Annotated in this window: 22 protein-coding genes and 5 tRNA genes; 8 read left to right on the top strand and 19 right to left on the bottom strand. The window is 68.3% G+C overall.

Annotated elements, in window-relative coordinates:
* Nucleotides 1–152: 152 nt before the first annotated feature.
* Nucleotides 153–1,820: a DNA repair helicase XPB gene (locus tag ACWDSI_RS00395; protein WP_449755302.1), complete on the top strand. Its 1,668-nt coding sequence runs from the start codon at nucleotides 153–155 to the stop codon at nucleotides 1,818–1,820.
* Nucleotides 1,821–1,838: 18 nt separating this feature from the next.
* On the opposite strand, the gene ACWDSI_RS00390 is transcribed toward ACWDSI_RS00395, so the two are convergent.
* On the bottom strand, nucleotides 1,839–3,638 hold the full coding sequence (locus ACWDSI_RS00390; protein WP_449755301.1) for a protein kinase domain-containing protein: 1,800 nt from the start codon (nucleotides 3,636–3,638) through the stop codon (nucleotides 1,839–1,841).
* A 132-nt stretch (nucleotides 3,639–3,770) separates the two neighbouring features.
* Entirely contained in the window at nucleotides 3,771–4,376 is a 606-nt protein-coding gene (locus ACWDSI_RS00385) for a pyridine nucleotide-disulfide oxidoreductase (RefSeq protein ID WP_449755300.1), read from the bottom strand.
* A gap of 162 nt (nucleotides 4,377–4,538) precedes the next feature.
* Between ACWDSI_RS00385 and ACWDSI_RS00380 the strand changes: the two genes are divergently transcribed.
* Nucleotides 4,539–5,699, top strand: a complete 1,161-nt coding sequence (locus ACWDSI_RS00380; protein ID WP_449745741.1) for a pyridoxal phosphate-dependent aminotransferase — start codon at nucleotides 4,539–4,541, stop codon at nucleotides 5,697–5,699.
* Here the strand turns inward: ACWDSI_RS00380 and ACWDSI_RS00375 are convergent.
* The gene (locus tag ACWDSI_RS00375) at nucleotides 5,696–6,724 is read right to left on the bottom strand and encodes an NADP-dependent oxidoreductase (RefSeq protein WP_449755299.1); all 1,029 of its coding nucleotides are present in this window, start codon (nucleotides 6,722–6,724) and stop codon (nucleotides 5,696–5,698) included. The two genes, ACWDSI_RS00380 and ACWDSI_RS00375, sit on opposite strands and share 4 nt — an antisense overlap.
* A gap of 127 nt (nucleotides 6,725–6,851) precedes the next feature.
* Here ACWDSI_RS00375 and ACWDSI_RS00370 point away from each other — a divergent pair, with 127 nt between their 5' ends.
* Both ACWDSI_RS00370 and ACWDSI_RS00365 read left to right on the top strand, forming a co-directional pair.
* A complete protein-coding gene (locus ACWDSI_RS00370) occupies nucleotides 6,852–7,481 on the top strand; it encodes a TetR/AcrR family transcriptional regulator (protein WP_449755298.1) in 630 nt (209 codons plus the stop codon).
* Nucleotides 7,482–7,514: 33 nt separating this feature from the next.
* On the top strand, nucleotides 7,515–8,162 hold the full coding sequence (locus tag ACWDSI_RS00365) for an alpha-ketoglutarate-dependent dioxygenase AlkB (protein ID WP_449755297.1): 648 nt from the start codon (nucleotides 7,515–7,517) through the stop codon (nucleotides 8,160–8,162).
* 63 nt (nucleotides 8,163–8,225) lie between these two features.
* Here the strand turns inward: ACWDSI_RS00365 and ACWDSI_RS00360 are convergent, their stop codons facing one another.
* From ACWDSI_RS00360 to ACWDSI_RS00320, 9 genes are all read right to left on the bottom strand, one after another.
* Nucleotides 8,226–9,101: an oxidoreductase gene (locus ACWDSI_RS00360; protein ID WP_449755296.1), complete on the bottom strand. Its 876-nt coding sequence runs from the start codon at nucleotides 9,099–9,101 to the stop codon at nucleotides 8,226–8,228.
* A 9-nt stretch (nucleotides 9,102–9,110) separates the two neighbouring features.
* The gene (gene gtfA, locus ACWDSI_RS00355; protein WP_449755295.1) at nucleotides 9,111–10,631 is read right to left on the bottom strand and encodes a sucrose phosphorylase; all 1,521 of its coding nucleotides are present in this window, start codon (nucleotides 10,629–10,631) and stop codon (nucleotides 9,111–9,113) included.
* Nucleotides 10,632–10,649: 18 nt separating this feature from the next.
* Nucleotides 10,650–12,290: an adenylate/guanylate cyclase domain-containing protein gene (locus ACWDSI_RS00350; protein WP_449755685.1), complete on the bottom strand. Its 1,641-nt coding sequence runs from the start codon at nucleotides 12,288–12,290 to the stop codon at nucleotides 10,650–10,652.
* Nucleotides 12,291–12,590: 300 nt separating this feature from the next.
* Nucleotides 12,591–13,151, bottom strand: coding sequence for a YceI family protein (locus ACWDSI_RS00345; RefSeq protein ID WP_449755294.1), 561 nt, complete (start codon nucleotides 13,149–13,151; stop codon nucleotides 12,591–12,593).
* Between the two features lie 117 nt (nucleotides 13,152–13,268).
* Complete coding sequence (locus ACWDSI_RS00340) at nucleotides 13,269–13,913, bottom strand: NUDIX hydrolase (RefSeq protein ID WP_449745748.1); 645 nt, start codon at nucleotides 13,911–13,913, stop codon at nucleotides 13,269–13,271.
* A complete protein-coding gene (locus ACWDSI_RS00335; protein ID WP_449755293.1) occupies nucleotides 13,910–14,980 on the bottom strand; it encodes a hypothetical protein in 1,071 nt (356 codons plus the stop codon). Before ACWDSI_RS00335 ends, ACWDSI_RS00340 begins: the two co-directional genes overlap by 4 nt.
* Before the next feature lie 133 nt (nucleotides 14,981–15,113).
* A tRNA-Phe gene (locus tag ACWDSI_RS00330) sits at nucleotides 15,114–15,187 on the bottom strand.
* 30 nt (nucleotides 15,188–15,217) lie between these two features.
* Nucleotides 15,218–15,294: transfer RNA gene (locus tag ACWDSI_RS00325), tRNA-Asp, on the bottom strand.
* Nucleotides 15,295–15,330: 36 nt separating this feature from the next.
* Nucleotides 15,331–15,403 (bottom strand) — tRNA-Glu (locus ACWDSI_RS00320).
* Between the two features lie 243 nt (nucleotides 15,404–15,646).
* On the opposite strand from ACWDSI_RS00320, the gene ACWDSI_RS00315 reads away from it, so the two are divergent.
* A tRNA-Lys gene (locus tag ACWDSI_RS00315) sits at nucleotides 15,647–15,722 on the top strand.
* A 107-nt stretch (nucleotides 15,723–15,829) separates the two neighbouring features.
* On the opposite strand, the gene ACWDSI_RS00310 is transcribed toward ACWDSI_RS00315, so the two are convergent.
* Nucleotides 15,830–16,252: an organic hydroperoxide resistance protein gene (locus ACWDSI_RS00310; RefSeq protein WP_449745750.1), complete on the bottom strand. Its 423-nt coding sequence runs from the start codon at nucleotides 16,250–16,252 to the stop codon at nucleotides 15,830–15,832.
* Nucleotides 16,249–16,776 (bottom strand): MarR family winged helix-turn-helix transcriptional regulator, encoded by a 528-nt coding sequence (locus ACWDSI_RS00305; RefSeq protein WP_449755292.1) that lies wholly within the window; start codon nucleotides 16,774–16,776, stop codon nucleotides 16,249–16,251. The genes ACWDSI_RS00310 and ACWDSI_RS00305 overlap by 4 nt, the downstream gene beginning before the upstream one ends.
* Here ACWDSI_RS00305 and ACWDSI_RS00300 point away from each other — a divergent pair.
* Nucleotides 16,763–17,218, top strand: a complete 456-nt coding sequence (locus ACWDSI_RS00300; RefSeq protein WP_449755291.1) for a hypothetical protein — start codon at nucleotides 16,763–16,765, stop codon at nucleotides 17,216–17,218. The genes ACWDSI_RS00305 and ACWDSI_RS00300 overlap by 14 nt on opposite strands.
* 71 nt (nucleotides 17,219–17,289) lie before the next feature.
* Complete coding sequence (locus ACWDSI_RS00295) at nucleotides 17,290–19,005, top strand: FAD-dependent oxidoreductase (RefSeq protein ID WP_449755290.1); 1,716 nt, start codon at nucleotides 17,290–17,292, stop codon at nucleotides 19,003–19,005.
* Between the two features lie 189 nt (nucleotides 19,006–19,194).
* Here the strand turns inward: ACWDSI_RS00295 and ACWDSI_RS00290 are convergent, their stop codons facing one another.
* The 4 genes from ACWDSI_RS00290 to ACWDSI_RS00275 form a co-directional block, all read right to left on the bottom strand.
* The gene (locus ACWDSI_RS00290; protein WP_449755289.1) at nucleotides 19,195–19,584 is read right to left on the bottom strand and encodes a DUF4189 domain-containing protein; all 390 of its coding nucleotides are present in this window, start codon (nucleotides 19,582–19,584) and stop codon (nucleotides 19,195–19,197) included.
* A gap of 164 nt (nucleotides 19,585–19,748) precedes the next feature.
* On the bottom strand, nucleotides 19,749–21,536 hold the full coding sequence (gene selB, locus ACWDSI_RS00285) for a selenocysteine-specific translation elongation factor (RefSeq protein WP_449755288.1): 1,788 nt from the start codon (nucleotides 21,534–21,536) through the stop codon (nucleotides 19,749–19,751).
* Nucleotides 21,537–22,886, bottom strand: a complete 1,350-nt coding sequence (gene selA / locus ACWDSI_RS00280) for an L-seryl-tRNA(Sec) selenium transferase (protein WP_449755287.1) — start codon at nucleotides 22,884–22,886, stop codon at nucleotides 21,537–21,539.
* Nucleotides 22,887–22,951: 65 nt separating this feature from the next.
* A tRNA-Sec gene (locus ACWDSI_RS00275) sits at nucleotides 22,952–23,046 on the bottom strand.
* A 93-nt stretch (nucleotides 23,047–23,139) separates the two neighbouring features.
* Between ACWDSI_RS00275 and selD the strand changes: the two genes are divergently transcribed.
* Nucleotides 23,140–24,156: a selenide, water dikinase SelD gene (gene selD, locus ACWDSI_RS00270; protein WP_449755286.1), complete on the top strand. Its 1,017-nt coding sequence runs from the start codon at nucleotides 23,140–23,142 to the stop codon at nucleotides 24,154–24,156.
* A 13-nt stretch (nucleotides 24,157–24,169) separates the two neighbouring features.
* Here selD and nrfD read toward each other — a convergent pair whose 3' ends face one another.
* Nucleotides 24,170–25,270: an NrfD/PsrC family molybdoenzyme membrane anchor subunit gene (nrfD, locus tag ACWDSI_RS00265; RefSeq protein WP_449755285.1), complete on the bottom strand. Its 1,101-nt coding sequence runs from the start codon at nucleotides 25,268–25,270 to the stop codon at nucleotides 24,170–24,172.
* Nucleotides 25,271–25,272 lie beyond the last annotated feature (2 nt).

The following is a 25,272-nucleotide window of genomic DNA, read 5'->3' as shown; positions in this document are numbered from 1 at the left end:
AGAGTTATGCGGAGGTCTTTTCTCCGGATAGCCTACGCCGCGCCGCCCACCTGAAACAGTCGCGCAAAAGCCGCATACCGGATGAACGCGGTGGTCTCCACGCCGTAACCGGCCCCGTCATCACAGGCGGCCGCGCAGATACAATCGACCGGGTGACCGACGGACCCCTGATCGTGCAATCCGACAAGACGCTGCTGCTCGAGGTGGATCACTCCGACGCCGCGGCGGCGCGTGGCGCGATCGCCCCCTTCGCCGAACTCGAACGCGCCCCCGAACATGTGCACACCTATCGGGTGACACCGCTCGCGCTGTGGAACGCGCGCGCCGCCGGCCACGACGCCGAGCAGGTGGTCGACGCGCTGGTCACCTATTCGCGCTACGCGGTGCCACAGCCACTGCTGATGGACATCGTCGACACGATGGGTCGGTTCGGGCGGCTGCAACTGGTGAAAAGCCCCGCACACGGGCTGACCCTGGTGAGCCTCGACCGCGCGGTGCTCGAGGAGGTGATGCGCAACAAGAAGATCGCCCCGATGCTCGGCGCGCGCATCGACGACGACAGCGTGATCGTGCATCCCTCCGAACGCGGACGACTCAAGCAGGTGCTCCTCAAGGTCGGCTGGCCCGCCGAGGATCTCGCCGGCTACGTCGACGGTGAGGCGCATCCCATCGACCTGCAGCAGGACGAATGGCACCTGCGGGACTATCAGGAGATGGCCGCCGACTCGTTCTGGGCGGGCGGCTCCGGCGTGGTGGTGCTGCCCTGCGGGGCGGGCAAGACGATGGTGGGTGCCGCCGCGATGGCCAAGGCCCGGGCCACCACGCTGATCCTGGTGACCAACACGGTGGCCGGCAGGCAGTGGAAGCGTGAACTCATCGCGCGCACCTCGCTCACCGAGGAGGAGATCGGCGAATACTCCGGCGAACGCAAGGAGATCCGTCCCGTCACCATCGCCACGTACCAGGTGATGACGCGAAAGTCGAAGGGCGAGTACCGCAATCTTGATCTGTTCGACTCCCGCGACTGGGGCCTGATCATCTACGACGAGGTGCATCTGCTGCCCGCGCCGGTGTTCCGCATGACCGCCGACCTGCAGTCCCGACGCCGACTCGGCCTCACCGCGACGCTGGTGCGCGAGGACGGCCGCGAGGGCGACGTGTTCAGCCTCATCGGCCCCAAACGTTACGACGCCCCGTGGAAGGACATCGAGGCTCAGGGGTGGATCGCGCCCGCCGAGTGCATCGAGGTGCGGGTGACACTCACCGACGAGGAACGCCTGCAGTACGCCGTGGCCGAGAACGACGAGAAGTACAAGCTCTGCTCCACCGCACACACCAAGGTCAACGTGGTGAAGTCGATCCTGGCTCGTCACGCCGACTCGCAGACGCTGGTGATCGGCGCGTACATCGATCAACTCGAAGAGCTCGGCCGTGAACTCGACGCCCCGGTGATCCAGGGGTCCACCAAGAACAAGGAGCGTGAGGCGCTCTTCGACCGCTTCCGCGCCGGCGAACTGCAGACGCTGGTGGTTTCCAAGGTGGCCAACTTCTCCATCGACCTGCCCGAGGCGTCGGTGGCCGTGCAGGTGTCGGGGACGTTCGGGTCACGCCAGGAGGAGGCCCAGCGCCTCGGCCGACTGCTGCGGCCCAAGAAGGACGGTGGTCAGGCGCACTTCTATTCGGTGGTCTCCCGCGACACCCTCGACGCCGACTATGCCGCCCACCGGCAGCGCTTCCTCGCCGAGCAGGGCTACGCGTATCGCATCACCGATGCCGACGATCTGCTCGGTCCGGCGATTGGTGAGGAGTCCCCCGGCTGATCACGAGCGGGCGCTCGGCTACGTCTCCTTGAGGCAGTAGCCGAGCGACTTCGGCTGGGAGAACGTCCACTTGATCTCGTCGGAACTACACGAGACGTCCTCGGCGGTCGTCGCCGACGTGACCTGGGCCAGTACGGTGTTCACCTTCGGCGTCGCGGTGCAGTCCTCCTGGAAGTAGTCGGCCAGCGATCCGCCGGTGCGGGGAATCTGATAGCACTCGCCCTGTGTGAAATTGGGTGTGAGACAGAGTTTTTGGGTGGTGTCGGAGAACGAGAGCGACGCGTTCTGTTCCGACGGACACGACGACGCGCCCGGCACGAAGCTCGCCGCGTAGAAGGTCAGCGCCGGGGTGTTGCAGTCGACGACGCTGGTGTTGACGTTGCCCTGCGCGTCCGCCTGTTTGGCGAACTGCACGCAGTCACCCACCGTGACCTCACTGGCACTCGACACCTGCCTCGGTTGCTGGGTCACCGGAGGCCGGGTGACCGTCGACGGCTCGGTGGCCTCCGACGTGGTATCGGTGGCGGTGGTCGTCGTGGTGGTGGTCTCGGCCTGGTTGGAATCCGAACCCGATCCGGACGCGAGCAGCGCCACACCGCCGATGACGAGCAGGATCACCACGACAACAGCGGCGCCGGCCACGATCAGGCCGGTGTTCGACTTCTTCTTCGGCGGCGGCGCACCGTACGCGGGGTAACCGCCCGCACCGGCGGCCCCCGGCGGCACATATCCGGACTGCGGCGGCCCGCCGAAACCGGGCTGTGCAGGACCCCCGTGCGACGGACCCCCACCCTGCGGGGCGAACCCGGGTTGCGACGCGAACCCCGGCTGTGACGGTCCACCACCCTGCGGGGCGAATCCGGGCTGTGACGGTCCCCCACCCTGCGGGGCGAATCCGGGTTGCGACGGCGCGGACGGGGGCGGCGCGACGACCCGGGGCACCTGGGCCACCTGCGTCGGCGAGAATGCGCCGCCGGGTGCACTGAACGCCCGGTCGAGCTCGCTCGCGAACGCCGATGCCGTGGGATATCGCTGATCGGGCGACTTGGCCAAAGCACGGGCGATCACGGCGTCGACCGCCGGCGAGGTCCCCGGCCTGCGGCTGCTCAGCGCCGGCGGCGTGCTGTTGAGGTGCTGGGCCACCACGTTCGCCGAGTTGCCGCTCTCGAACGGGGGCCGTCCGCTGAGCAGCTGGAACATCGTGGCCGCGAGTCCGTACTCGTCGGCACGGCCATCGACCTCGTTACCGAGCAACTGTTCGGGTGCCACGTAGGCGACGGTCCCCAGGAACATGTTGGTGGAGGTGAGGTTGGTGGCATCCTGCTTCGACTTGGCGATCCCGAAGTCGGCCAGCATCACACGGGGGTTGGCGGTCCCCGCACCCTGGACCAGGATGTTGGCGGGTTTGACGTCGCGGTGCAGCATTCCCCGGGCGTGTGCCGCGTCGAGCGCCGAGCCCACCGACCGGGCGATCGCCGACGCGGTGGCCACGTCGAGTCCGGCGGGGCTGCGCCGCAGCAGTTCACCGGCGTCCACGCCGTCGATGTATTCCATCGCTATCCACAGGTGCCCGTCGGACTCACCGGAGTTGTAGATGGTGACGATCGACGGATGCGCGATGCTCGACGCCAATTCGGCTTCGCGGGTGAACCGCTGCCGGAACATCGGGTCCTGGCTCAGTTCGGTGGGGAGGATCTTGAGTGCCTCGTTGCGGGGCAACGTCGGATGTTTGGCCAGGTAGACCTCACCCATACCGCCCCGGCCGATGAGCGCGACGATGGTGTAGCCGGCGAAGGTGTCGCCGGGGTTGTACGGCATTGCCTGATCCTCTCGGGGCCGAGGCGCAGTCATCGACGCCGACACGACATGGTCCGTGTACTGATTACCACCCCGAGAGTGGCGTGGCCAATGCGGAGCCATGACGCGTCGGCGGTACGAATGATCCTGCGGTCACACGACCTCGCGCAGGCAGTAGCCGATCGACTTCGGTTCGCTGTATTCCCACTTCGTCTGCTCGTCGCTGCAGGTGACCGACGCATCCGAGCGGGTGACCGTCTGGGCCAGCACGGTGTTGTCGGCGGCCGTCGCCTCGCAGGCCAGCTGCTTGTAGTCGACGAGTTCGCCACCGTTCAGCGGGATCTGGTAGCACTTGCCGTCGACGAAATTGGGTGTCATGCACAGCTTTTCCGATCCCGAGCCGAAAGAGAGGGTGGCGGTGTTGTCGCTGGCACACTCCCCGTCGGCGGGAACCTTGGATGCGGCGTAGAACGTCAGTCCCTCGTCGCCGCACTCGGCCTTGGCGGCGTCGACCTTGCCGTCGGAATCGACTTCGGCACCGATCTGCAGGCATTGCCCCAGGTCGATGTCGGAGGCCTCGTCGATGGTGTCGCTGCCCAGTGCGACGCTGCAGCCGGTGAGCACCACGATGCCCAGGCACGCGGCGACGGCGACAACCCGCCAGCCGATGCGCCACAGCGGTGCCCGCGAGCCGGTGGCCGGTCCGGGGCAGCCCGGGTGGTCGTGATCTGGATCGATGAGCGTGAAATCGGTGTTCATGTCGTGTCCTCTCGGTGATGTCCGGCGCGGGTCACGCCGGCGGGGACAGACTGACCGCCGCTGCTTGCACCCGGCTTGCGATCGACTTGGGGCGCGGCGATCGGACGTCGCCGCCGATGACCGACGTGGTGACGGCCGAAGCCCTGTGACAGCCTGGATCGCATGACCGTCTCGCGCCTGCGTCCGTTCTCGAGCACGATCTTCGCCGAGATGTCGGCGCTGGCGGTGGCCCACGACGCGGTCAACCTGGGCCAGGGTTTCCCCGACACCGACGGCCCCGCCGCGATGCTCGACGCCGCACGCGACGCGATCTTTTCGGGCCGCAACCAGTACCCGCCCGGCCTGGGTGTGCCGGAGCTGCGGGCCGCGGTGGCCCGGCACCAACGCGAGCACTACGGCCTCGACTACGACCCGGACACCGAGATCCTCGTCACCGTCGGGGCCACCGAGGCGATCGCCGGGGCGGTGGTCGGACTCACCGAACCCGGCCGCGAAGTGGTGATGGTGGAGCCCTACTACGACTCGTATGCGGCCACGGTGGCGATGGCCGGCGGCATCCGGCGCACCGTTCCGCTGATCGCCGACGGCGACGGATTCCGCCTCGACCGCGACCGCCTCGCACACGCCTTCGGTCCCGACACCGCACTGATCCTGGTCAACTCACCGCACAATCCGACCGGCACGGTGCTGCACGACGACGATCTGGCCGAGATCGCGCGGCTGTGCATCGAACACGACGTCATCGCGGTCACCGACGAGGTGTACGAGCACCTGCTCTTCGACGGCCGCACCCACACGCCGCTGGCCACGTTGCCCGGCATGCGGGAACGCACGCTGCGGATCTCGAGCGCGGCCAAGACCTTCAACTGCACCGGGTGGAAGGTCGGATGGATCAGCGGTCCGGCCGAGTTGGTGGCCGCCGCACGCGCGGCCAAGCAGTTCATGACCTACGTGGGGTCGGGTCCCTTCCAGCCCGCGGTGGCGCTGGCGCTCGACACCGAGATGGAGTGGGTGGCGAAATCGGCGGCCGGACTCGAAGCCAAACGCGACCTGCTGTCGAGCGCGCTGGCCGATGCGGGTTTCGGGGTACATCGCAGCGAGGCAACGTATTTCGTGTGTGCCGACCCGCGGCCGCTGGGCTTCGACGACGGCGAACAGTTCTGCCGCATGCTGCCCGAACGCATCGGGGTGGCCGCGGTGCCGGTGAGCGTGTTCGCCGACCACAAGGATCCGTGGCGACACATGGTGCGGTTTGCGTTCGCCAAGCGTGACGACGTGATCGCCGAGGCCGCGCAGCGGTTGCGGCGCCTCGGTTCCGGCTAGATACGCACGACCATCTTGCCGGTGTTCTCTCCGCGCATCATGCCCAGGAAGGCGTCGACGGCGTGGTCGACGCCTTCGACCACGGTCTCGTCGTAGACCACGTCGCCGGCGGTGAGCCACTCCGACATACGCGCGGTGAGCTCCGGCGCCTGATCGAAATGATGGCCGACGGTGAAACCGCGCAGGGTGAGTGACCGGGTGATGATGTTGGACATGTTCGACGGTCCCGGCACCCGTTCGGTGGCGTTGTACCCCACGATCGCGCCGCACAGGGCGGCACGGCCGTCGTCGTTGAACGAATCGAGTGCCGCCTCGAGATGATCTCCGCCGACGTTGTCGAAATAGACGTCGATGCCGTCGGGGGCTGCCGCGCGCAACTGCTTGCGGATGGGGCCGTTCTTGTAGTTGATCGCCCGGTCATAGCCGTAGCGTGAGGTGAGCAACTCCACCTTGGCGTCGCTGCCGGCCGAGCCGATCACCGACCCGGCGCCGAGCAGACGCGCGATCTGTCCCGCGGCGGTGCCCACCGCCCCGGCCGCGCCGGAGATGAACACGATGTCACCGGGTTGCATCCGGGCGATGGTGGTCAGTCCGACGTAAGCGGTCAGTCCCGTCATGCCCAGCACGCCGAGATACACCGATGACGCGAACCGGGCATCTCCCTCGGGTGTGCGGGGCGGTTCGGGCAGCCGGGTGAACGCCTTCGCGGGTGCCTGCGCGATGTCACGCCACCCGAGCTGGTGCAGCACCAACGAGCCCTCCGGCAGGTCGTCGGAGGCCGAGGCGACCACACGCCCCACCGCGCCGCCGGTCATGGTCTCGCCGAGTTGGAAGGGCGGGACGTAGCTGCGGACGTCGATCATGCGGCCACGCATGTAGGGGTCGACGGAGATGAACTCGTTGGCCACGCGGACCTCACCGGGTGCGAGATCGTCGAGCGGAATCTGCACGGTGCGGAAGTCGGACTCCTCGGGCCAGCCGACGGGTCGCGAGACGAGTTGGATCTGGGTGCTCTGATCGGTCATGTCACTCCTCGTTCTGTTGTCGTGTCCGGCGCAGTCAGCGGCGTGGTGTCCCGGCCGACGCAGGTGCGGACACCTCCACCACACCATAGTAGAATGATCGTTACAAAATAGCGGGGAGGTGGACACCATGGGGCGCACCGCGGGCTACGACGCCGCGCAGCTGATTCGTGACGCGCGTGACCTGTTCTGGCGCAACGGGTTCGACACCGTGTCGGTGGCCGACATGGAAGCCGCCACAGGCGTGCGTCGGTCGAGTATCTACCATGCGTACGGCAGCATGCGTGGCCTCTTCGACGCCGCGGTGGACGACTATCTGACCGAGGTGGTCCGACCACGTTTGCGCCCGCTGACCGCCGCGGACGTCACCCCCGAAGCGCTCATGGACTATCTCGCCGGACTGCGCGACGCCGTCGCATCGATGTCATCGGCCGGCGGTCCGGCCGGGTGCCTGCTTCTGGGGTGCGCGGCCACGCCGATCGGCACCGACGAGGCGGTACACGCCGTGATCGATGCCTATCGGACAGAACAGTCGGCGGCCGTACGTCGCGGTGTCGCGGCGATGCTGTCCGAGGCCGAGCCCGCCGCGGTCGATCGTCATACGACGCTGACGGTGGCCGCGATCATCGCCGCGCTGAGCATGGCGCGCGTCGACCAGTCCGCGTCGAGCGACATCCTCGACGCGGCCGCCGACTCGCTGCGCGCCGCCCGGGCCACCGGCGCACGCACCGACGAGACGGTCACCACCTCGTCGAAATAGAACGATTGTTCGATCCCGCGTAGGGTGGTGAGGGTGACTGCGGGAATTCAGGGCTCGATCTTCGACGTCCCCGACGAGCCCGGCGATTCGCGGTCGGGCGCGGTGCTCGGCGAACTGGGGTCGCGGGTGCAGCGCCGCATCCTCACCAACGGTGCATGGGTGGATCTGAGGCCGGGATGGATCGGGGCGTCGGAAACCCTCTTCGACCGGTTGCACACCGACGTGCCGTGGCGTGCCGAGCGCCGCCGAATGTATGACCGCGTGGTCGACGTGCCGCGCCTGGTCTGTCACTACGGCGCCGACGACCCACTGCCCGACCCGCTGTTGTGCGATGCGCGTGCCGCCCTCTCACAGCACTACCGCGCCGAACTGCCCGAGGGATTCGCCACCGCGGGCCTGTGCCTCTACCGCGACGGCGCGGATTCGGTTGCCTGGCACGGTGATCGGTTCGGGCGCGGCGCCACGCACGACACGCTGGTGGCGATCTGCTCGCTCGGCTCGCCGCGCCCGCTGATGCTCCGACCGCGCGGCGGCGGTCGATCGCTGAAGTTCACGCTGTGCGCCGGAGACCTGCTGGTGATGGGCGGGAGTTGCCAGCGCACCTGGGAGCACGCCGTGCCGAAGGCACGCGGGGTGGGGGCCAGGATGAGTATCCAGTTCCGTCCGCGCGGTGTCTGGTGAGGCGCCGCCCGTCAGACCTCGAAGCGCAGTCAGACCTCGAACGCAGTCAGACCTCGAACGCAGTCAGATCTCGAAACGCACGCCGGTCAGTTGCTCCGACAGATCCCAGAGTCCGCGGCGCACGGTGGTGTCGTCGGCCCGGCGACTGAACCCGCAGGCACCCGGTGCTCCACGTGTCCCGAACAGCTTGGTGGGACCGTAATACGTGCCGTTCACCGCGTCCGGAGAGGTGGCGGCGAACAGCGTCGGCAGCGCACCGTCGGCGGCCGACTGCGCGATCGGAAGCGACGCCCCCAACCGGAACAGCAGATCGCCGGTCGCTTCGTTTTGACCGAGTTCGCTCGACGCGAAGCCCGGGTGCACGACGAACGAGCTTGCCGGCGAACCCGCCGCGGCGAGTCGATCGGCGAGATCCTTCCCGAACATGAGATTCGCCAGCTTCGAATCCCCGTAGGCGCGCCATCGACGGTATTGCCGCCGTTGCCAGTTGATGTCGTCGAGGTCGAGCCGGCCGGCGTGATGCATCCCCGACGACACGGTGACCACCCGTTCCCGGATGCGCGGCAGAATCAGTCCGGTGAGCGCGAAGTGTCCGAGGTGATTGGTTCCCATCTGCATCTCGAAGCCGTCGGCGGTGCGGCGTAGCGGAGGCGCCATCACACCCGCATTGTTCACGAGAACATCTGCACCGCCGAAGGATTCGGCAAAGTCTCGGACCGAGGAGAGGTCGGCGAGGTCGAGCGGGGCCACGGAGGCGAGGTTCCCGATGTCGTCGGCGACCGCCTGCGCTTTCGTCGTGTTGCGGCACGCCAAGATGACCGACGCACCGGCGGCGGCCAGTGCACGCGCGGTCTGCTCCCCCAATCCGCTGTTGGCCCCGGTGACGATGAAGGTGCGGTCCGTCTGATCGGGTATGTCGGCGGCGGACCATTCACTCATCCGTTCAGCCTACCCACCGGGCACCGCGCTCGAGGTCTGGTCCGGGTCCGGCCAATGGGCCGACAACTCGGTGACCGCCGCCCGGTGCTGCACCTCGCCCTCGCCCCACGAGATCACCGTGTGGCCTTTCGCCAGATTGACCTCGGCGCGTGCCCACGCCTGCGGTTGGGAGATGCCCCGGCGTGAGAGCGTGAGCGTCGTCCCACGCAGATCCGCCCGGCACGGACCGTCGAAGGCCGGGTGGATGTTGCGAAAACGACACAGCGCGAACAGTTCCCGCACCACCGGCCGCTTGAGTGCGGCATCGATCTCGGCGGACGTGTAGTGGTGGCGGTTGATGTCGCGTCCCACGCCGCTGCGCGAGAGCAGGTCGACGTCGTTGGAACCCGCGAGCGCGCCCACGTAGTAGACCTGCGGGATGCCGGGGGTGAAGAACTGCAGGGTCCGCGCCGCCAGATAGCAGGCGTCGTCACCGCCGAGTGCGTCGTAGTAGGTCGTATTGACCTGGTAGAGATCGACATTCGACGCGGCCACACCGGTCGCCGACACGCTGGTGCCCTTGGTTTTGCGGTGCATCGTCTGCACCAGGTGGAAGAGCTGATCGCTTGTCAGCAGACCACGGCCCTCGTGTTCGTCGGGACCCACATCCACCACTCCGATGCCGTCGTGGGTGTCGAGCACGGTGATCGCGTTGTTGGGTCGTACCCGCAGCCAGTGCAGGAAGGGTGTGCCGTCGCCGGTGTAGAGCGCGTGCAGGATCAGCGCGGGTAGCGCGAAATCGTAGACGAGGTCAACGAGGCGGGCGATCTCCACCTGGCGGGCGAAATGGGAGCGCACCTCGACGAGGACCTCGGCTCCGGTGGCACGGGCCTGCGCGGTGAAGTCGGCGATGAAGTCGAAGGTCTGCGGCGTCATGAAGCACGAGGTGCCCTTTGTCTTGATGGCGTACCCCACCGCGTCGAGACGTACCGCCGACACCCCGGCGCCGGTCACGGCATGCAGGATCGACTGCAGGTACGCGCCCCCGGGTTCGGACCGCACGTCGATGTCCACCTGGTGCGGGGTGAAGGTGGTCCACACGTACCGCAGCCGATCGCCGAGGCGCATCGCGGTGAACGGCAACCCGTGCCGCGGCCGGAAGATCGCGGTGAGCTGCCGCTCGGTGGCACCCCGGGGGAACACCGACGACAGGGTGAGAAACATCGACGCCCAACGGGATTCGGATCCGTTGTCCATCACGTCGCGAAACTGGGCCGACGCCGCCGAGACGTGGTTGACGATGAGGTCGGACATCACCTCGTGGGTGGTCGCCAGTTCGGCGATGTCCCCCCAGTCACCGAGCCGGGGATCGACCTTGGTGTGGTCGACGGGATCGAAACCCGCGTCCGCCCCGTCGTAGGGCGTGTAGAAGGGCAGCACGTGCACACCGGCGAACACCCCCTCGAACTTCGTTCGCAGCAGTGCGGTCAACCCCGGGATGGTGCCGCCCAGCCGATCCGCGTAGGTGATCAGGTGAACCTGATTGAGCATGCACCAACCGTAGCGAGGTCAGCGCAGCGGCGGGCGGGTCGCACCGGCCGCGATCCGTTTGGCCGGTCCCAGCAGCCCCGCGATCAGCCCGCCGATCGACAGCGGGGTTTGCCCGTCGAGGCCGATGGGCGCGAACATCTCGGTGACCTCGCTGCGTCCGCGGACCACCCGGCGTCCCACCCCGGTCCAGTTGGCCGATTCATCACCGGCGGGTTCGAGTGCGGCGCCACTGGCCAGCACCGGGTACCGGCCACCCTTGGCGATCTCGGACAGCCGCGCACATTCGTTCACCGGATCGCCGATCACGGTGTACTCGTACCGCTGTTCGGCGCCGATGTTGCCGGCGAACACGGTGCCGAACGACACGCCGATCCCCCAGCTGATGTCGAGCGCCTCGGTCAGTCCACGGGCCAGGTCACGCGCGGCGCCCAGCGCGGCACCGGCCGGATCGTCCACCTGCACCGGGGCGCCGAACACGGCCAGTGCCGCATCGCCCTCGAACTTGTTGACGAAACCGCCGTGCTGATCGACGACGTCGGCGACGATCGAGAAGAACGCGTTGAGTAGTTCGGCGGTGTCTTCGGGCGACTGCTGCTCCGCGACCGCCGTCGACCCGACGATGTCGACGAACAGCACACCCACCGAGGTGTTGGCACCGTGCATGCCCAGACCACGTTCGATGGCCATTGCCGCGACCGTGTCGCCGACGTGGCGGGCGAACAGTTCGCGCATCCGTTCGCGTTCGCCGAGCCCGGCGACCATCTCGTTGAATCCGTGCTGCAGCACCCCGATCTCCGACGAGTCGTAGACGTCGACGTGCGTGGTCATGTCACCGTCCTGCACCCGCTGCACCGCGAACCGCAGTTCGGTCAGCGGATCGATCAGGGCCTGACCCACCAGGGCCACCACACGCGCACCGGCAGCCAGTCCCACCAGCGCGAGAACCACCGTGGCCCAATCGATCCGGCCGGCCACAGGCGGCAACAACCCGGCCCAGCGACCGATGTTCATGATGAGTAGTCCCACCATCGGGACCGCGGAACTGACGGCCCAGACCGCGGCCATCCGACCACGAACGCCGTGCATGACGTGTGTTGCGGGGTAATCGTGCAGTGCGATGATCGACAGCGGTCGCGCGCCTCGTTCGGCGAAGAGATACGTCAGGCAGCCCAGCGACACGGCGGCCATCGCGAAGGCCACTGCAACACCAAACGCAACCTGTCCGTCGAGGCCGGGCAACGAGAGTGCCACGTAGCAGACCACCGCCAACAACCAGGCGACGAGACTGGCCATCGCCTGCATGATCGGGATGCGTTGCACTGCCCGTCGTCGCTTCTGGTCGGCATGCGAACCGCCCACGAACCACACCACGTGGGACCGAAGGAGCGCGAGCGCGAGGATCAGGTTGATCACCATGCCGACGAGGATCGCCGTCACCACGGCCGGGAAATTGGGGGCGCCGAGCGTGCTCGCGAATGTCAGCTGTCCGCCGTTGTAGGCGAGTTGGACGAGAAGAAAGGTCTCGGCTCCCACCAAGCCGCTGCTGCCGACGATGGCCGCCCCGCCGATCACGATCGCGCGGCGCGCCATGCGTTTGCGTTCGGCGCTGCCGATGAGCTCCCATTCGCGCAGCGTCGGTGGGCGTTCGACTCCCCACAACCGTATGGAGAAGCGACGGCGTGCGCGCGACCAGCGCTCGAAGTCGGGGTCGGTCACCGCACCCCGGTCACGCTGCGGTCGCACGGTACACCCTTCCTGGTTGACGCTCGTCTCATGAGACTACTGACGTGAGGCGTGCCATACGAGTCCGGGGAACCGCGTGCGTGGCGCACGGGCTGCGCACAGAACACCCCCACGGGCAAGACTGATACGACGAAGACCGCCACCGCATGTGATGCGGTGGCGGTCTTGGGATGTGCGCAGGAGGGTCAGATCACCCTGTTGCCCAGGTTGTGGGAATCAGGCTGCGCCCTGGCCCGCCTCGATCTCGAGGGTGATGGTGACCTTGTCGCCCACCACGACACCGCCGCCTTCGAGGGGCATCTCGATGTCGATGCCGAAGTCCTTGCGGTTGATCACGGTGCCGGCCTCGAAGCCGGCGACCGGGCCCTGGCCCATGCCCGACGGGTGCTGTCCGATGAACTCGAGCTTGAGATCGATCGACTTGGTCACGCCGTGGAGGGTGAAGTCGCCGGTGAGGACGTAATCGTCACCGTCGGCCTTGACGGCGGTCGAGACGAAGGTGGCCTTGGGGTAGGTCTCTGCGTCGAAGAAGTCGGCCGACTTGATGTGGCCGTCACGCTGCTCGTTTCCGGTGGTGATCGAGGTGACGTCGATCTCGGCCTGCACGGACGGGGTGCCGTCCTCGGCCACGGTGATGACGCCGCTGAACGTGTCGAACTTGCCGCGAACCTTGCTCACCATCAGGTGCTTCACGCTGAAGCCGACGGTGGAGTGAACCGGGTCGATGGTCCAGGTGCCTGCGGCGATGGGTGCTTTGACGGCGGTGCTGGTGGTCATGATGACAACTCCTCGAATGGTGAAGCGATTACTCGTTGGTCTCCGTGGGCCGCGTATCGACCCAACACCACTCTAAACGGACCGTGGTCCGAATTCATTCCCGGGGCTGTGAACTTTTCATGACCAGGCGAATACGGGCTGTTCGAAGCCGTCCACGCGGGTGTGCCGACCGCGCAGCACCACTTCGGCGAACTGATACAACACCGCCGCGGTCGGGGCATGCAGCAGCGGAGTGCGTCCGGACTCGGAGTGATCGTCGGGGTCGCGGTGCAGTCCGGCGATCGGCATCTGGATCACCGGCCGGTCGGATTCGGGGATGGTGATGAACCGCGGGGCGACCAGCAGGGACTCGAGCGGGGTGAAGAACAGTGCGGCCACCTCGGCCGGATTGGGATCGGGTTCGCCGGTCTCGTCTGCCCAGCACACCACGGGAGTGATGACGAAACCCGATCGCGTCGGATAGTCGTCGAGCAGGCCGAGCACCGTGTCGGGTGTCAGCGCGATGCCGAGTTCTTCGCGCAGTTCGCGCAGGGCCGCGGTGACGACGTCCTCCCCCTGGTCGAGGCGACCCCCCGGGAGTGCGAACTGCGCCGCATGTCGACGCATCGTCAGGGGTCGACGCAGAATCCAGATGCCCTGCTCGCCATCGCGCGCGCCGATGACGATCGCGACCGCGGCGGCGGTGGTTCCTCGGTGTGCCGCAGATCGTCGCGGCAGGGAGGCCACCCGTTCGGCGGCGCGGGCGCGGTCGATGGTTGTCATACTCTGAGTTGATCATGATGGTCGCGCAGGGTGTCCGCGTGCACGTCCAGACGCAGGTGGTATCCGACGACGGCCAGGGCGAAGAGACCGAGCGCGAGGTTGTAGAGGGCGCCGAATCCGTCGAGCGCGAAGTCGACGAGAGCGTTGGTCATGGTGAAGACGAGGGCGGCCATCCGCAGTGAGCGCAGCGGCCACACCCGGTTGCTGCGGCGTCGCGCGATCATCGCGGGCAGCGAGAATCCGAGGGTCACGATCCCACTCACGAAGAGGATGCGGGTGGCAGTGGCGTTACGGCTGAGTTCGAGATAAACGTCAACCTCGCCGAGGTCTCGGCCGTCCAGGTACCACCCCAGCGCGCCGACCACCACGGTCACCGCGGAACTGATCACCAGCAGCCAGCCGATCGCGGTGACCCACCTCGGGCTCTTCAGGAACTCGGGAATCAACGATTCGGCCCGGGCGCGCAGTCGAACGAGTCTGTCGGGCGTGTCCACGCTCGTCTCGAGCACGCCCCGGATGTGCGCGAGCAACGCGGCATCGCCGCCGTTGGCCTCCGCGAACGCGAGCAGGTCATGTGCCTGACGCTGTCGGCTGTCCGGCAGGCCGTGGGCCACGCCGTCGGCGGCGATGGTGGCGGCGTTGGCCAGCGCCTCGGCCGTCGACGGGCGTTTGAGGTCACGCACGATGCGCGAGATCACCAGGATGAGCACGACGAGCAGGTACATGATCTCGGCCGACGGGCCATAGAAGTAGTCGTTGTCCTTGGTGACGAACTTGCCCACCTCATCGAGGAACAGGCCGAATCCGATGCCGCCCATGACGATCGCGATGATGCGCGAGGTGTTGCCCAGCAAAAGCCAGCCGGTGAGCAACGCCAGCATCATCAGTGCCCCGCCCCAGAGTGCGTGCGCGATGTGCAGCGTGCCGCTGCCGATCTGCGGGTAACCGGTCAGACGCAGATACGCGCGGGTGACGAGAATCGTGCCGATCGCGAAGATGAGAAACCACTCCACCGACGCGCTTCCGTACACGCTGCGCACGACGATCGTGGTCTTGCGGGTCGACATCGCCTGATTATCGCGCCGGCACAGCTGAGTTCGGAGGATCTTTGTCGCGCCGGGTACCCAATGGATCGACGTCGGCTCACCACAACCTGCCCAGATACGAGAAAAACCACCCGCTACCAGGTGGTTTTCTGAGTGGCCAGGGCCGGGATCGAACCGGCGACCTTCCGCTTTTCAGGCGGACGCTCGTACCAACTGAGCTACCTGGCCGGACGGTGCCGGTGAGAATACCGAGACCATTGGCGACCCTGACGGGACTCGAACCCGCGACCTCCGCCGTGACAGGGCGGCGCGCTAACCAACTGCGCCACAGGGCCTTGTTCTGTTATCTGCCCCCGTGTAGGTGGCAGGCGTACCCCCTACGGGATTCGAACCCGCGCTACCGCCTTGAAAGGGCGGCGTCCTAGGCCGCTAGACGAAGGGGGCCGGTTCTCCGTTGGGAGCCGACTCAGCTTAGGACACGCCTCGCGCAAAGCACAAATCGCTTGGTCGCGCACCCAGACGTCCAGGTCAGCATGTGGTCGCAAACGCGGCGCGAGTTGGCAAACGCGGCGGCTGTACCACCCGCGTTCACCGAATCGCGCCGCGTTCTGAGGGACGGAGCCGACCGTACGGTCGCTCCTCGAACCGAACCTGTAAACTCATCGTTCGTCCCGTCGCGCGGGACACGCCCCTATAGCTCAGTTGGTAGAGCTACGGACTTTTAATCCGCAGGTCCCAGGTTCGAGCCCTGGTGGGGGCACCACGAAAGGCCGGACCCGGCTTCGTTTCTCCGACCGATGACACGCCTGCCCGAGGCATGCGGGTCGCGCGCCTCGGGCGGACGGTGGACGATTCGACGTCGGGCGGTGATCAGTCCTCGACCAGCGACAGCTTCACGTCGACGTTGCCGCGGGTGGCGTTGGAGTACGGGCACACCTGGTGGGCCTTCTCGGTGAGCGCCCAGGCCTCCTCGGCAGACAGCGCCGGCAGGGAGATCTCGAGCTCCACGCCGATCACGAAGCCGCCGGAATCATTGGCGCCCAAGGATACTCGCGATCCCACCGCGGAGTCGCTGACATCGGCCTTTTCCGCGCGGGCCACCGTACGCAGGGCGCTGTGGAAGCACGCGGCATATCCGACGGCGAAGAGCTGCTCCGGATTGGTACCGCCACCCGCGCCACCGAGCTCCTTGGGGATGGCGAGATCGAGGTCGAGCTGACCGTCGCTGGTGCGGCCGTGGCCGTTGCGTCCGTCGCCGGTGGCCAGGGCTTCTGCGGTGTAGAGAGCGTTCATGACGGCATCCTTTCGGTTGCACGGGCATCGTCGGCCCGCAATTGGTTGGTGAGGTGATGCAGAGCGGTGCGGAGGTCGACCACATCGTCGAAACCGAACCGTGGGTCGTCGCGGGCGGAATCCCCCGCGACGGCTGGATCTTCGGTGGCGCCTGACGGCTGATCGCCGAAGAGTGCGTCGGCAAAGGCGGCGAGAACACAGTCGGCCTTGGCGCCGAGTTCGTCACCCGATGCAGTGAGTGACACGATGGTCGACCGCTCGTCGTCGGGCGATCGACGACGGGCCACGTGCCCCATCGTCTCCAGACGTCGGACCAACGGCGACACCGTGCCCGAGTCGAGCTGAAGACGTTCGCACAGGCGCCCGATCGGCACCTCGCGTTCGTCCCAGAGCACCAGCATCACCAGGTATTGCGGGTAGGTCAGGCCCAATTCGCGCAGACCCGGACGCTCGGCGGCGATAACCGCACGGGAGGCCGTGTACAGCGCGAAACAGAGGTGATCGTCGAGCTTGATTCTTCCCACGGACACGACGCTAGCGGTGATTTATCTGGTGCACAACCTAGTTGTGCCACACGTAACACGCGGCCCAGAGGGCACGCTCGGCCCGGATCTGGGCACGCTCGACCCGGATCTGGGCACGCTCGACCGGGATCTGGGCACGCTCGACCCGGATCTGGGCACGCTCGACGGGGATCTGGGCGCGCCCGGTGTGCGCGGATCGTGTAATTCGTTTTACGATCCTTGGGTAATGGTGGACATTCCGCATGACCCGGTCGCCCGGGCGCAGGCCGCGAAACTGGTGAGCGAACTCGAACGCGCGGCCGATCTGATCGTGGAGGAACTCGAAGCGCCGACCGTCCGCGATTCCTCTCTCGCGCGCCGTCGTGCAGAGCTCTATGAGGCCCGTGCCCATATTCGCCGGTTGCAGGAACGCTTCGACCTCGGGACGCGTACCCCCAGCTGATTCCGATACCAGCCCGACCCGCGGCGAAACTCGGTTTGCGATATACCCCCTGGGGTATATAGGCTGCAGGCATGAGAATCATCGTGGTCGGCGGAGTCGCCGGCGGAATGAGTGCGGCCGCGCGGGCTCGACGGCTCGACGAGAACGCCGAGATCATCGTCTTCGAACGCGGCGAGCATCCCTCGTTCGCCAATTGCGGATTGCCGTACTTTGTCGGCGGCGAGATCGAAGAACGCTCCGAGTTGCTGGTTCAGACCCCCGAATCACTCAGAGCTGCACTGGATCTCGATGTCCGAGTCCGCCATGAGGTCACCCGGGTCGACCCAGCGGCGCGCACCGTCGAGGTGGTGTCACCCGACGGCGTGACCACCTTCGACTACGACGCGCTCGTCCTCTCCCCCGGCGCCCGCGCCTTCCGCCCGCCCATCGACGGCCTCGACTCGCCGCGAGTGAGCACGCTGCGGACGGTCGGCGACGCGGTGGCCATGCGCGACACCGTCCTCGACGGCGCGGAACGCGCGGTGGTCCTCGGCGCCGGATTCATCGGCGTGGAGGCCGCCGAGGCCCTGCGGCTGCGCGGCCTGCACGTCGATCTCGTCGAACTCGCCGACCACGTGCTCCCACCGCTGGAGAACGAGATGGCCTCCCTGGTGCGCGACGAACTCGTCCGGATCGGGATCGCCGTGCACGACGGCATCGGGGCCACCGCGATCGAGCACGCTGCCGATGCCGACACGGTGGTGCTCGGTGACGGAACCCGCCTGAAGGCCGACCTCATCGTCCTGTCGGTGGGTGTTGTCCCCGACACCGCGCCCTTCGAGGCCGCGGGAATCGCCTGTGAGCGCGGCGCCATCATCGTCGACGAGCACGGCCGCACCAACGTCGACGGTGTCTGGGCGGTCGGCGACGCGACGGTGAGCACCGACGCAGTGACAGGTCTGCGCCGCCCGGTGGCCCTGGCGGGGCCGGCCAACCGCGCCGGACGTCTGGTGGCCGACGCGATTCTGCGACCACAGACAGCGCGCCCGATTCCGCACCCGCTGGGGACGGCCATCGTCCGTGTCGGTTCCCTCACCGCCGCTCTCACCGGTGCCAACCGGCGCGCACTCGACGCGTCGGGCGTCGACTACGAGACCATTCATCTACACCCGGGCAGCCACGCGGGCTACTTCCCCGGCGCCGAGCAGATCCACCTGATGCTCCACGTCCGCCTCGACGGACTGCTCCTGGGTGCCCAAGCCGTGGGTGCCGACGGTGTGGACAAACGGATCGACGTACTCGCGACCGCGCTGCGCACCCACTTGCATGCCGCGGATCTCATCGACCTCGACCTCGCCTACGCACCGCCGTACGGCTCCGCGAAGGACCCGGTGAACCTGGCGGGCATGATCGGCGAGAACGTCGTCGACGGCGTGGTGGGCCTCTGGCAGGCCGCCGATCTCGCCGACGTCATGGCGAACTCCCTGGTACTCGACGTCCGTTCCGAGGCCGAGTTCGCCGACGGGCATCTGCCCGGCGCGCTGCACATTCCCCACACCGAGGTCCGTGCACGGATGCCGGAGATCCGTGCGGCGGCCGAGGGTCGGCCCGTGCGCGTGCACTGCCAATCGGGCATGCGGTCCTACCTCGCCACGCGGGTGCTCTGCGCGGAGGGGATCGATGCCACACATCTGTCCGGCGGGATGCTGACCCTGCTGGCCTGGCTCGGGCCACGGGCCGAAGAACTCATCGAGAAAGGTGACAGCACATGTGTCAACAAGCCACATGCCGTCAATGCGGCAAGGTGACCTGGAAGGGCTGCGGCCGCCACGTGGACGAGGTCATGCGCGGTGTTCCCGCGTCGCGCCGATGCCCCGGCCATCCCAAGGAGCCCGGTCGGCTGAGCAAGATGTTCGGCGGACGCTGACCCCGATCCCGCCCGAAACCCGCCGACCGCACCCGGTACCCGCCGACTCTCGTCGGCGGGTACCGCCCCCTCAGCGGTCGGTGCACGCCCAGACGATGTCGTTGGCCCCGAAGCCCGCCTCATTGCGGGCGGCCTGCTGCGCTGCGGCCCTGGTGGGCCCGTAGGCGTAACCCCAGTTCAGGGTCACCGGATGCTGTGCCACCGCACCGCACGACCGGTCCATCGTGACGACCCAGCGGCAGTCGGCGGCACCACACTTGCGTTCGGCGGCCACCCGCGCGGCCTCGGGGCTGTAGTAGTTGATCGCGTAGGCGGTGTTGCCGGTGTCGGTGGAGATCGCGATCGCGCCGAAGTGGTTGGGCGCCAAGGCTTGTGCGGGCGCGGACACCCCGGCCAATCCTGCGCCCGCGGCCACGGTCATCAGTCCGGCGACGATCGTGCGCTTCAGTGTGGTGCTCATTGTCTTCGTTCCTCCGTGTTCGGGCGTGACGCCTGTTCGGGTTGGTGCCTGTCCGGCTTGCTGCGATGTGGAGAAGTCAACCGCACGCATGCCGATCGGCCAATGGGGAGAACTCCCCACGGCGAACCAGGGGGCTGACCGGCCACAACGGCCACGGTCGGTGCTCAGCGCACCACTTCGCGGTGTCCGGCGTCGAGGCGGCGGGTCCAGCCGCGCGAGTCGAGGTGTTCGAGCAAGGGGATGACCACACGCCGGGTGGTGCCCAGCGCCTGACGTGCGGCGCTGGTGGTGAACGGCTGGTCCAGGCCCGCGAGGGTTCGCATCGCCACCGCAGGTGCGGTGGGTGCCAGCACCACGTCCCCGAGGCGCAGCAGGCGGCCCAGGTGGTCCGCGGCGGCGAGTTCCTTGGCGCCGAGCCCGAGCGCGGCGAGGTCGTCGGCCTCGGGAGCCGCGAACGGCCTTGTCGCGAAACACTGTTCGAGGGCGCTGACCGCGTCCTCGGCGTCCCCGAGATCCCGGGTGCGCCCGGGCATCGAGAGCATTCCGTCGACGTCCTCGACCCCTGCCGCCTCGATCACCGGCGCGAGCAGGGCATCGGCGGGCAGATCGAGCCGATCGGCCACTTCCGCCCTCGGCAGTCCGGCGGCCAGCCGATCGCGCCGATGCGACTCCTCCACGGCGTCGCGCAATCGGACAGCCCATTGCCGCAGCGCGGTCGCGTCGACCCACAGGTCACCGACCACCCGGATGCCGGGAGGTGGCGTCGAGGCATCGTCGATCACCCCCAGTCGGCGCAGATGGGCGGCGGAGACGGCGCCGCGACGTGCCACCTCCGCCACCGGATCTCGGTGCGTAGCCATGTCCGCCAAGACGTTTCGGCGCCGGACGGCGTCCCCGCGACGTCGCAGCGGTGGCGGCTCGACGTCGAGCACCAACCCACCGCCGATCAGCCCGCTGCCGGGATCGCGCACCACGAAACGGTCGCCGACGACCATCGGTAGCGGTGCGTCGAGGAGTACCCGCGCATGGTCGACGCCGAACGGCCGCACCCGGGCCTGCCGCACCGCGGTGCCCACATGAATCGAAAGCCGTTGCGGCACTTCGGTGAACGCCGGACCGGCGGTTCGGCGCAGGTCGACGACGTCGCCCGTGTGCCACATGCCGGGAGTCAGCAGAGCATCCCCGCGGACGACCTCGGCCGCCGTGACGCCCCGCAGGTTGACCGCCACCCGGGTGACCGGTCCGACGCTGTCACGGGCGTTGTTCTCGCTCTGCAGACCGCGCACCCGAACCGGGCGGATGCCGTGTGCGGTGTGCAGGTCGAGGACGTCGTCGCGACTCACGGTGCCCGCCGACAGTGTTCCGGTGACCACGGTTCCGGCCCCGGTGACCGAGAACGACCGGTCGATCCACAACCGCACGGGGGCTGCGGGTTCGGCTGCGGGGCACGCGCCGAGAACACGGTCGAGGGTGGCGCGGAGGTCGTCGACACCGCGGCCGCTGAGCGCCGAGGTCACCACGACGGAGGCGTCGGCGAGTCCGGTGCCGCCGAGTTCGTCGCGCGCTTGCGCGACGACCCGGGCGATGCGTCCGGCGTCGGCCCGATCGGCCCGGCTGATCACCAGTACGCCACTCGAGATTCCCAGTGCGGCAACGGCATCCCGGTGATCCGACGACTGTCGGCGCCATCCCTCGTCGGCGGCCACGACGAACATCACCACCGGTGCCGGACCCAGCCCGGCGAGCATGTTGCCGAGGAAACGTTCGTGGCCGGGAACGTCCACGAAAGCCACGTCCTTACCGGAAGGCAGTGTGGTCCAGGCGAATCCGAGGTCGATGGTCAGCCCGCGTCGACGTTCCTCGGCCCACCGGTCGGGTTCGATCCCGGTGAGGGTTCGCACCAGCGCGCTCTTGCCGTGGTCGACGTGCCCGGCGGTGGCGACGACGTACACCTAGGAGACCTCGCCGCCGGCGGCCAGCGCCGCGCGCATCGCCGCGGCGAGGCGGTGGTCGTCGGCTTCGGGAACGCAGCGCGGGTCGATCAGGCAGGCGCCGTCGTGTACCCGCGGCAGCACCGCGGGGTCCCCGGTGCGCAGCAGGTGTGCCACGTGTTCGGGCAGTGCCACCGCCCACCCGGGCAGCGGTACGCCGGGTGCGCCGCCACCGCCCACCCGGCCGTCGTGCGCTACCACTGTGGCCTCGACCGCAATGGCCCCGACCGCAATGGCCCCGACGGATTCGGCGAGTCGCTCGGCCCTCGCCCGTAACGTCGCCGGGTCTGCGTGCAGATAGGCGGTCACCGGCGGCACGGGCCCGGAGAGGGTGGCCTCCATCGCCGCCAGCGCCAGCTTGTCTGCCCGCACGGCGCGCGCCAGCGGGTGTCGGGCGAGCTGCCCGACGAGGTCTGCGTCGCCGAGGAGGATGCCCGCCTGCGGTCCGCCGAGCAGTTTGTCGCCGCTGGCGATCACCAGGTCGGCACCCGCGGCGAGGGCGGATGCGGCGTCGGGCTCGTCGGGTAGCAGCGGGTCGGCGGCCAGCAGCCCGCTGCCCAGGTCGGCGACCAGAGGGACGCCGTGTTCGCTGGTCACCCCGGCGATCTCGGCGATGGTGGCCTCCGCGGTGAAGCCGCTGATCCGGTAGTTGCTGGGATGCACCTTGAGTACGCAGCCGACGTCGCCGCTCGCGATCGCGTCGGCGTAGTCACGCAGGTGGGTGCGATTGGTGGTGCCCACCTCGCGCAGTCGCGCACCGGTGGACGCGATGAGATCGGTGAGCCGGAACCCGGCGCCGATCTCGATCATCTCCCCACGGCTGATCACCACGTCGCGGCCGGCGGCCAGCGCCGTGGTGGCCAGTACGAGGGCGGCGGCCCCGTTGTTCACCATGAGGGCGTCCCCGGCGCCGCGACAGGCGCGCAGCAGTGCCTCTCGGGTGGCGGCACCGCGGCGCGACCGGGCACCGCTGCGCAGGTCGAGTTCGACGTCGACGTACCCGGCGGCGGCCTGCACCGCGGCGGTGGCGGCATCCGACAACGGCGCACGACCGAGGTTGGTGTGGATCACCACCCCGGTGGCGTTGAGGACCCGACGGCCGGTGGCGGCGGTGCGGGTGGCGAGTTCGTCCACCACGGTGGCCTCGACGCGTTCGGGGGCCAGTTCGCCGCGTCGGGCACGGTCCTGTACGTCGACGATGACGGACCGGACGGTCTGCGACCCGAGCCGGTGCGTGGCGTCGCGGATGTCGGCAACCGCGAGCAGCCGGTCGGTACGCGGGATGTGGCGTCGCGGATCGGTGCGCGTCACCTCCACCTCCTCGGCTCGACGGACAGTCCCCGTGACCTGCGCCGCGGCACTGTGGGGCGGCGCTGTGGCGGAGGCGGACGGGAATCGAACCCGCCAGACCGAGATACTCGATCTCCTCGGTTTTGAAGACCGGGGGGACCACCAGGACCCAGACGCCTCCCTGCCCGGTCCAACCTAGCCGAGCGCGATCCAACCTGGTCGAGCGCGGTCCACCCTGCCCGAGACGCCACTGTGCATGGTGGCGCTCGGGGCGATGGTTAGGCTCGGGCGGGTGAGCACTGTCGACAGCACCGATACCCTTCGACTCACCGCCTTCGCGCACGGTGGTGGCTGTGCGTGCAAGATCCCGCCCGGCGAACTCGAACAGGCGGTCGCAGGATTGACCGGCCAGACCGGGGAGCACATCCTCGTGGGACTCGACGACGGCGACGACGCTGCCGCCGTGCGCGTCCGCGACGATCTCGCGGTGCTCTCGACCGCCGACTTCTTCACCCCAGTCGTCGACGACGCCTACGACTGGGGCCGCATCGCCGCTGCCAACGCCCTGTCCGACATCTACGCGATGGGCGGTACACCGGTGGTGGCGATCAACCTGGTCGGGTGGCCGCGCGACGTGCTGCCGATGGAACTGATGACCGAGGTACTGCGCGGTGGGCTCGCGGTGGCGACGCAGGCGGGCTGCCCGGTGATCGGCGGGCACAGCATCGACGACCCGGAACCCAAGTACGGGATGGCGGTGACCGGCGTCGCCGACCCGCAGCGACTCATCCGGAACGATGCCGCCGCACCGGGTTTGCCGATCACCTTGACCAAGCCGATCGGCGTGGGACTGCTCAACAACCGGCACAAACGGACCAGGGAGGTGTTTGCCGCCGCCATCGAACTGATGACCACGCTCAATCGTGACGCCGCCGCGGCAGCGTTGTCGGCAGGGGTGGTGGCGGGCACCGACGTGACCGGATTCGGCCTGCTCGGTCACCTGCACAAGCTGGCGCGCGCCTCGGGAGTCGGCGCGGTGATCGACCATCGCGCCGTGCCGGTGGTCGACGGTGCGCGCGAGGCGCTGCGCGACGGATTCGTCTCCGGTGGCACGCGGCGCAACCTCGACTGGGTGCGCGATCACCTCACCCCCGGCCCGGGCATCACCGAGGAGGATCTCCTGTTGCTCGCCGACGCCCAGACCTCGGGCGGACTGCTGCTGGTGGGCGAGGTGCCGGGCTACCCGGTGATCGGTGAAACCGTGTCGGGCAGCGGAATACGGGTGCGCTGAGCAGTGTCGCGGTTCACTCGGCGGTGGTGATGGAGTCGTCGACGATCCCCGCCGCGCGTCGCTGTGCGAGACGCCGCTTCTGCGGTTCGATCGTGTAGCGCGGGTCCTTTGCCGATTCGATTCCGGCATGGAACACACCGAATCTCGTGCATGCCGACGCCGCGACCAGTGCGAGCCCGGAGGCCGCGGAGGCCAGTCGGGACCGTCTCCCCAGCACCGCACCCACTCCCCCGGCGACCGCGAGCACTTCGCTCATGCGCATCAGCGTGCCGGGCGTGCCGTGATGCAGCGGTTCGGCGGCCACCGGATCCATCCGGCGTTCCATCAGGCGGGTGGCGCTGATGTCGCCGACGACACCGAGCACGGCCAGAGTCCGTGCGGGAGCAGTCTGCTCGACCGGGGTGGTCACCAGCGCGAGTCCACTCGCGGCCAGGCTCGCCGAACTGACGAAGACGAATGGCAGATCGCGGTGCATCGCATTCCAGGTGGGTGTGGCGGTGTCGCTGAGCAGTACCGCGGTGTACACGGCCAGCAGCGATCCGAATGCACCGGCAGCCAGTCCCGCGGCCGGCTCCACAGTACGTAGCACCGGGCGTAACGGGCCGAGTGGAAGTCGTTCGCGCAGAAGACGATCGACATCGGCGGCGGCGGCAACACCCAGACCCCCGCCGAAGGCGGACAGAATCCACGAACCCACGCTCATCGGCGAGGTGATCTTGAAGGTGCGCAGCATGTTGTAGAAGCGGTCGGGTCGGCCGAGGTCGGCGACGAGTGCCACCGCACCCAGCCCGGTGGCGGCCAGTCCACCGATCCGGGCGTTGCGGCGCAACACATCCCGCCCGGTGAGCTGGGCACCGGCAGCGAGGATACCCGACCCGCCGGCCACGCCACCGAGGAACAGGTAGAGGGCCACCTCGTCACCCCACGGGGCCGGCTTGACCACCGGGTGCCCGTAATAGCCTTCCACTCTTTCGAATTCGACGTCGGGCACCATCGACATCTCGCGACTGCCGTCGCCACCGCCCAGAAATCCGGGCCGGCGCCGGCCGCGGCCACGTGTGCGGCGACGCCGGGGCGGTTCCGGCGGACGCAGCGAATCGTACTCGGACGTCATCG

The sequence above is a fragment of the Gordonia sp. NPDC003429 genome, assembly GCF_053588575.1.
The sequence above is the reverse complement of the archived record's forward strand: the minus strand, read 5'-3'. Positions and strand labels throughout refer to the sequence as shown.

What these genes read in the sequence shown, in the direction of transcription:
- ACWDSI_RS00390 (WP_449755301.1), bottom strand. Translation starts at nt 3,638, where the DNA reads ATGCCGTACAACCCCGGCGACACCTTCGCCGGCTACACCATCGTCGCG.
- ACWDSI_RS00360 (WP_449755296.1), bottom strand. Translation starts at nt 9,101, where the DNA reads ATGAGTGAATGGTCCGCCGCCGACATACCCGATCAGACGGACCGCACC.
- ACWDSI_RS00375 (WP_449755299.1), bottom strand. Translation starts at nt 6,724, where the DNA reads ATGACCGATCAGAGCACCCAGATCCAACTCGTCTCGCGACCCGTCGGC.
- ACWDSI_RS00340 (WP_449745748.1), bottom strand. Translation starts at nt 13,913, where the DNA reads ATGACAACCATCGACCGCGCCCGCGCCGCCGAACGGGTGGCCTCCCTG.
- ACWDSI_RS00310 (WP_449745750.1), bottom strand. Translation starts at nt 16,252, where the DNA reads ATGAACGCTCTCTACACCGCAGAAGCCCTGGCCACCGGCGACGGACGC.
- ACWDSI_RS00345 (WP_449755294.1), bottom strand. Translation starts at nt 13,151, where the DNA reads ATGACCACCAGCACCGCCGTCAAAGCACCCATCGCCGCAGGCACCTGG.
- ACWDSI_RS00385 (WP_449755300.1), bottom strand. Translation starts at nt 4,376, where the DNA reads ATGAACACCGATTTCACGCTCATCGATCCAGATCACGACCACCCGGGC.
- ACWDSI_RS00380 (WP_449745741.1), top strand. Translation starts at nt 4,539, where the DNA reads ATGACCGTCTCGCGCCTGCGTCCGTTCTCGAGCACGATCTTCGCCGAG.
- ACWDSI_RS00335 (WP_449755293.1), bottom strand. Translation starts at nt 14,980, where the DNA reads ATGTCGACCCGCAAGACCACGATCGTCGTGCGCAGCGTGTACGGAAGC.
- gtfA (WP_449755295.1), bottom strand. Translation starts at nt 10,631, where the DNA reads ATGCTCAATCAGGTTCACCTGATCACCTACGCGGATCGGCTGGGCGGC.
- ACWDSI_RS00290 (WP_449755289.1), bottom strand. Translation starts at nt 19,584, where the DNA reads ATGAGCACCACACTGAAGCGCACGATCGTCGCCGGACTGATGACCGTG.
- ACWDSI_RS00295 (WP_449755290.1), top strand. Translation starts at nt 17,290, where the DNA reads ATGAGAATCATCGTGGTCGGCGGAGTCGCCGGCGGAATGAGTGCGGCC.
- selD (WP_449755286.1), top strand. Translation starts at nt 23,140, where the DNA reads ATGGTTAGGCTCGGGCGGGTGAGCACTGTCGACAGCACCGATACCCTT.
- nrfD (WP_449755285.1), bottom strand. Translation starts at nt 25,270, where the DNA reads ATGACGTCCGAGTACGATTCGCTGCGTCCGCCGGAACCGCCCCGGCGT.
- ACWDSI_RS00370 (WP_449755298.1), top strand. Translation starts at nt 6,852, where the DNA reads ATGGGGCGCACCGCGGGCTACGACGCCGCGCAGCTGATTCGTGACGCG.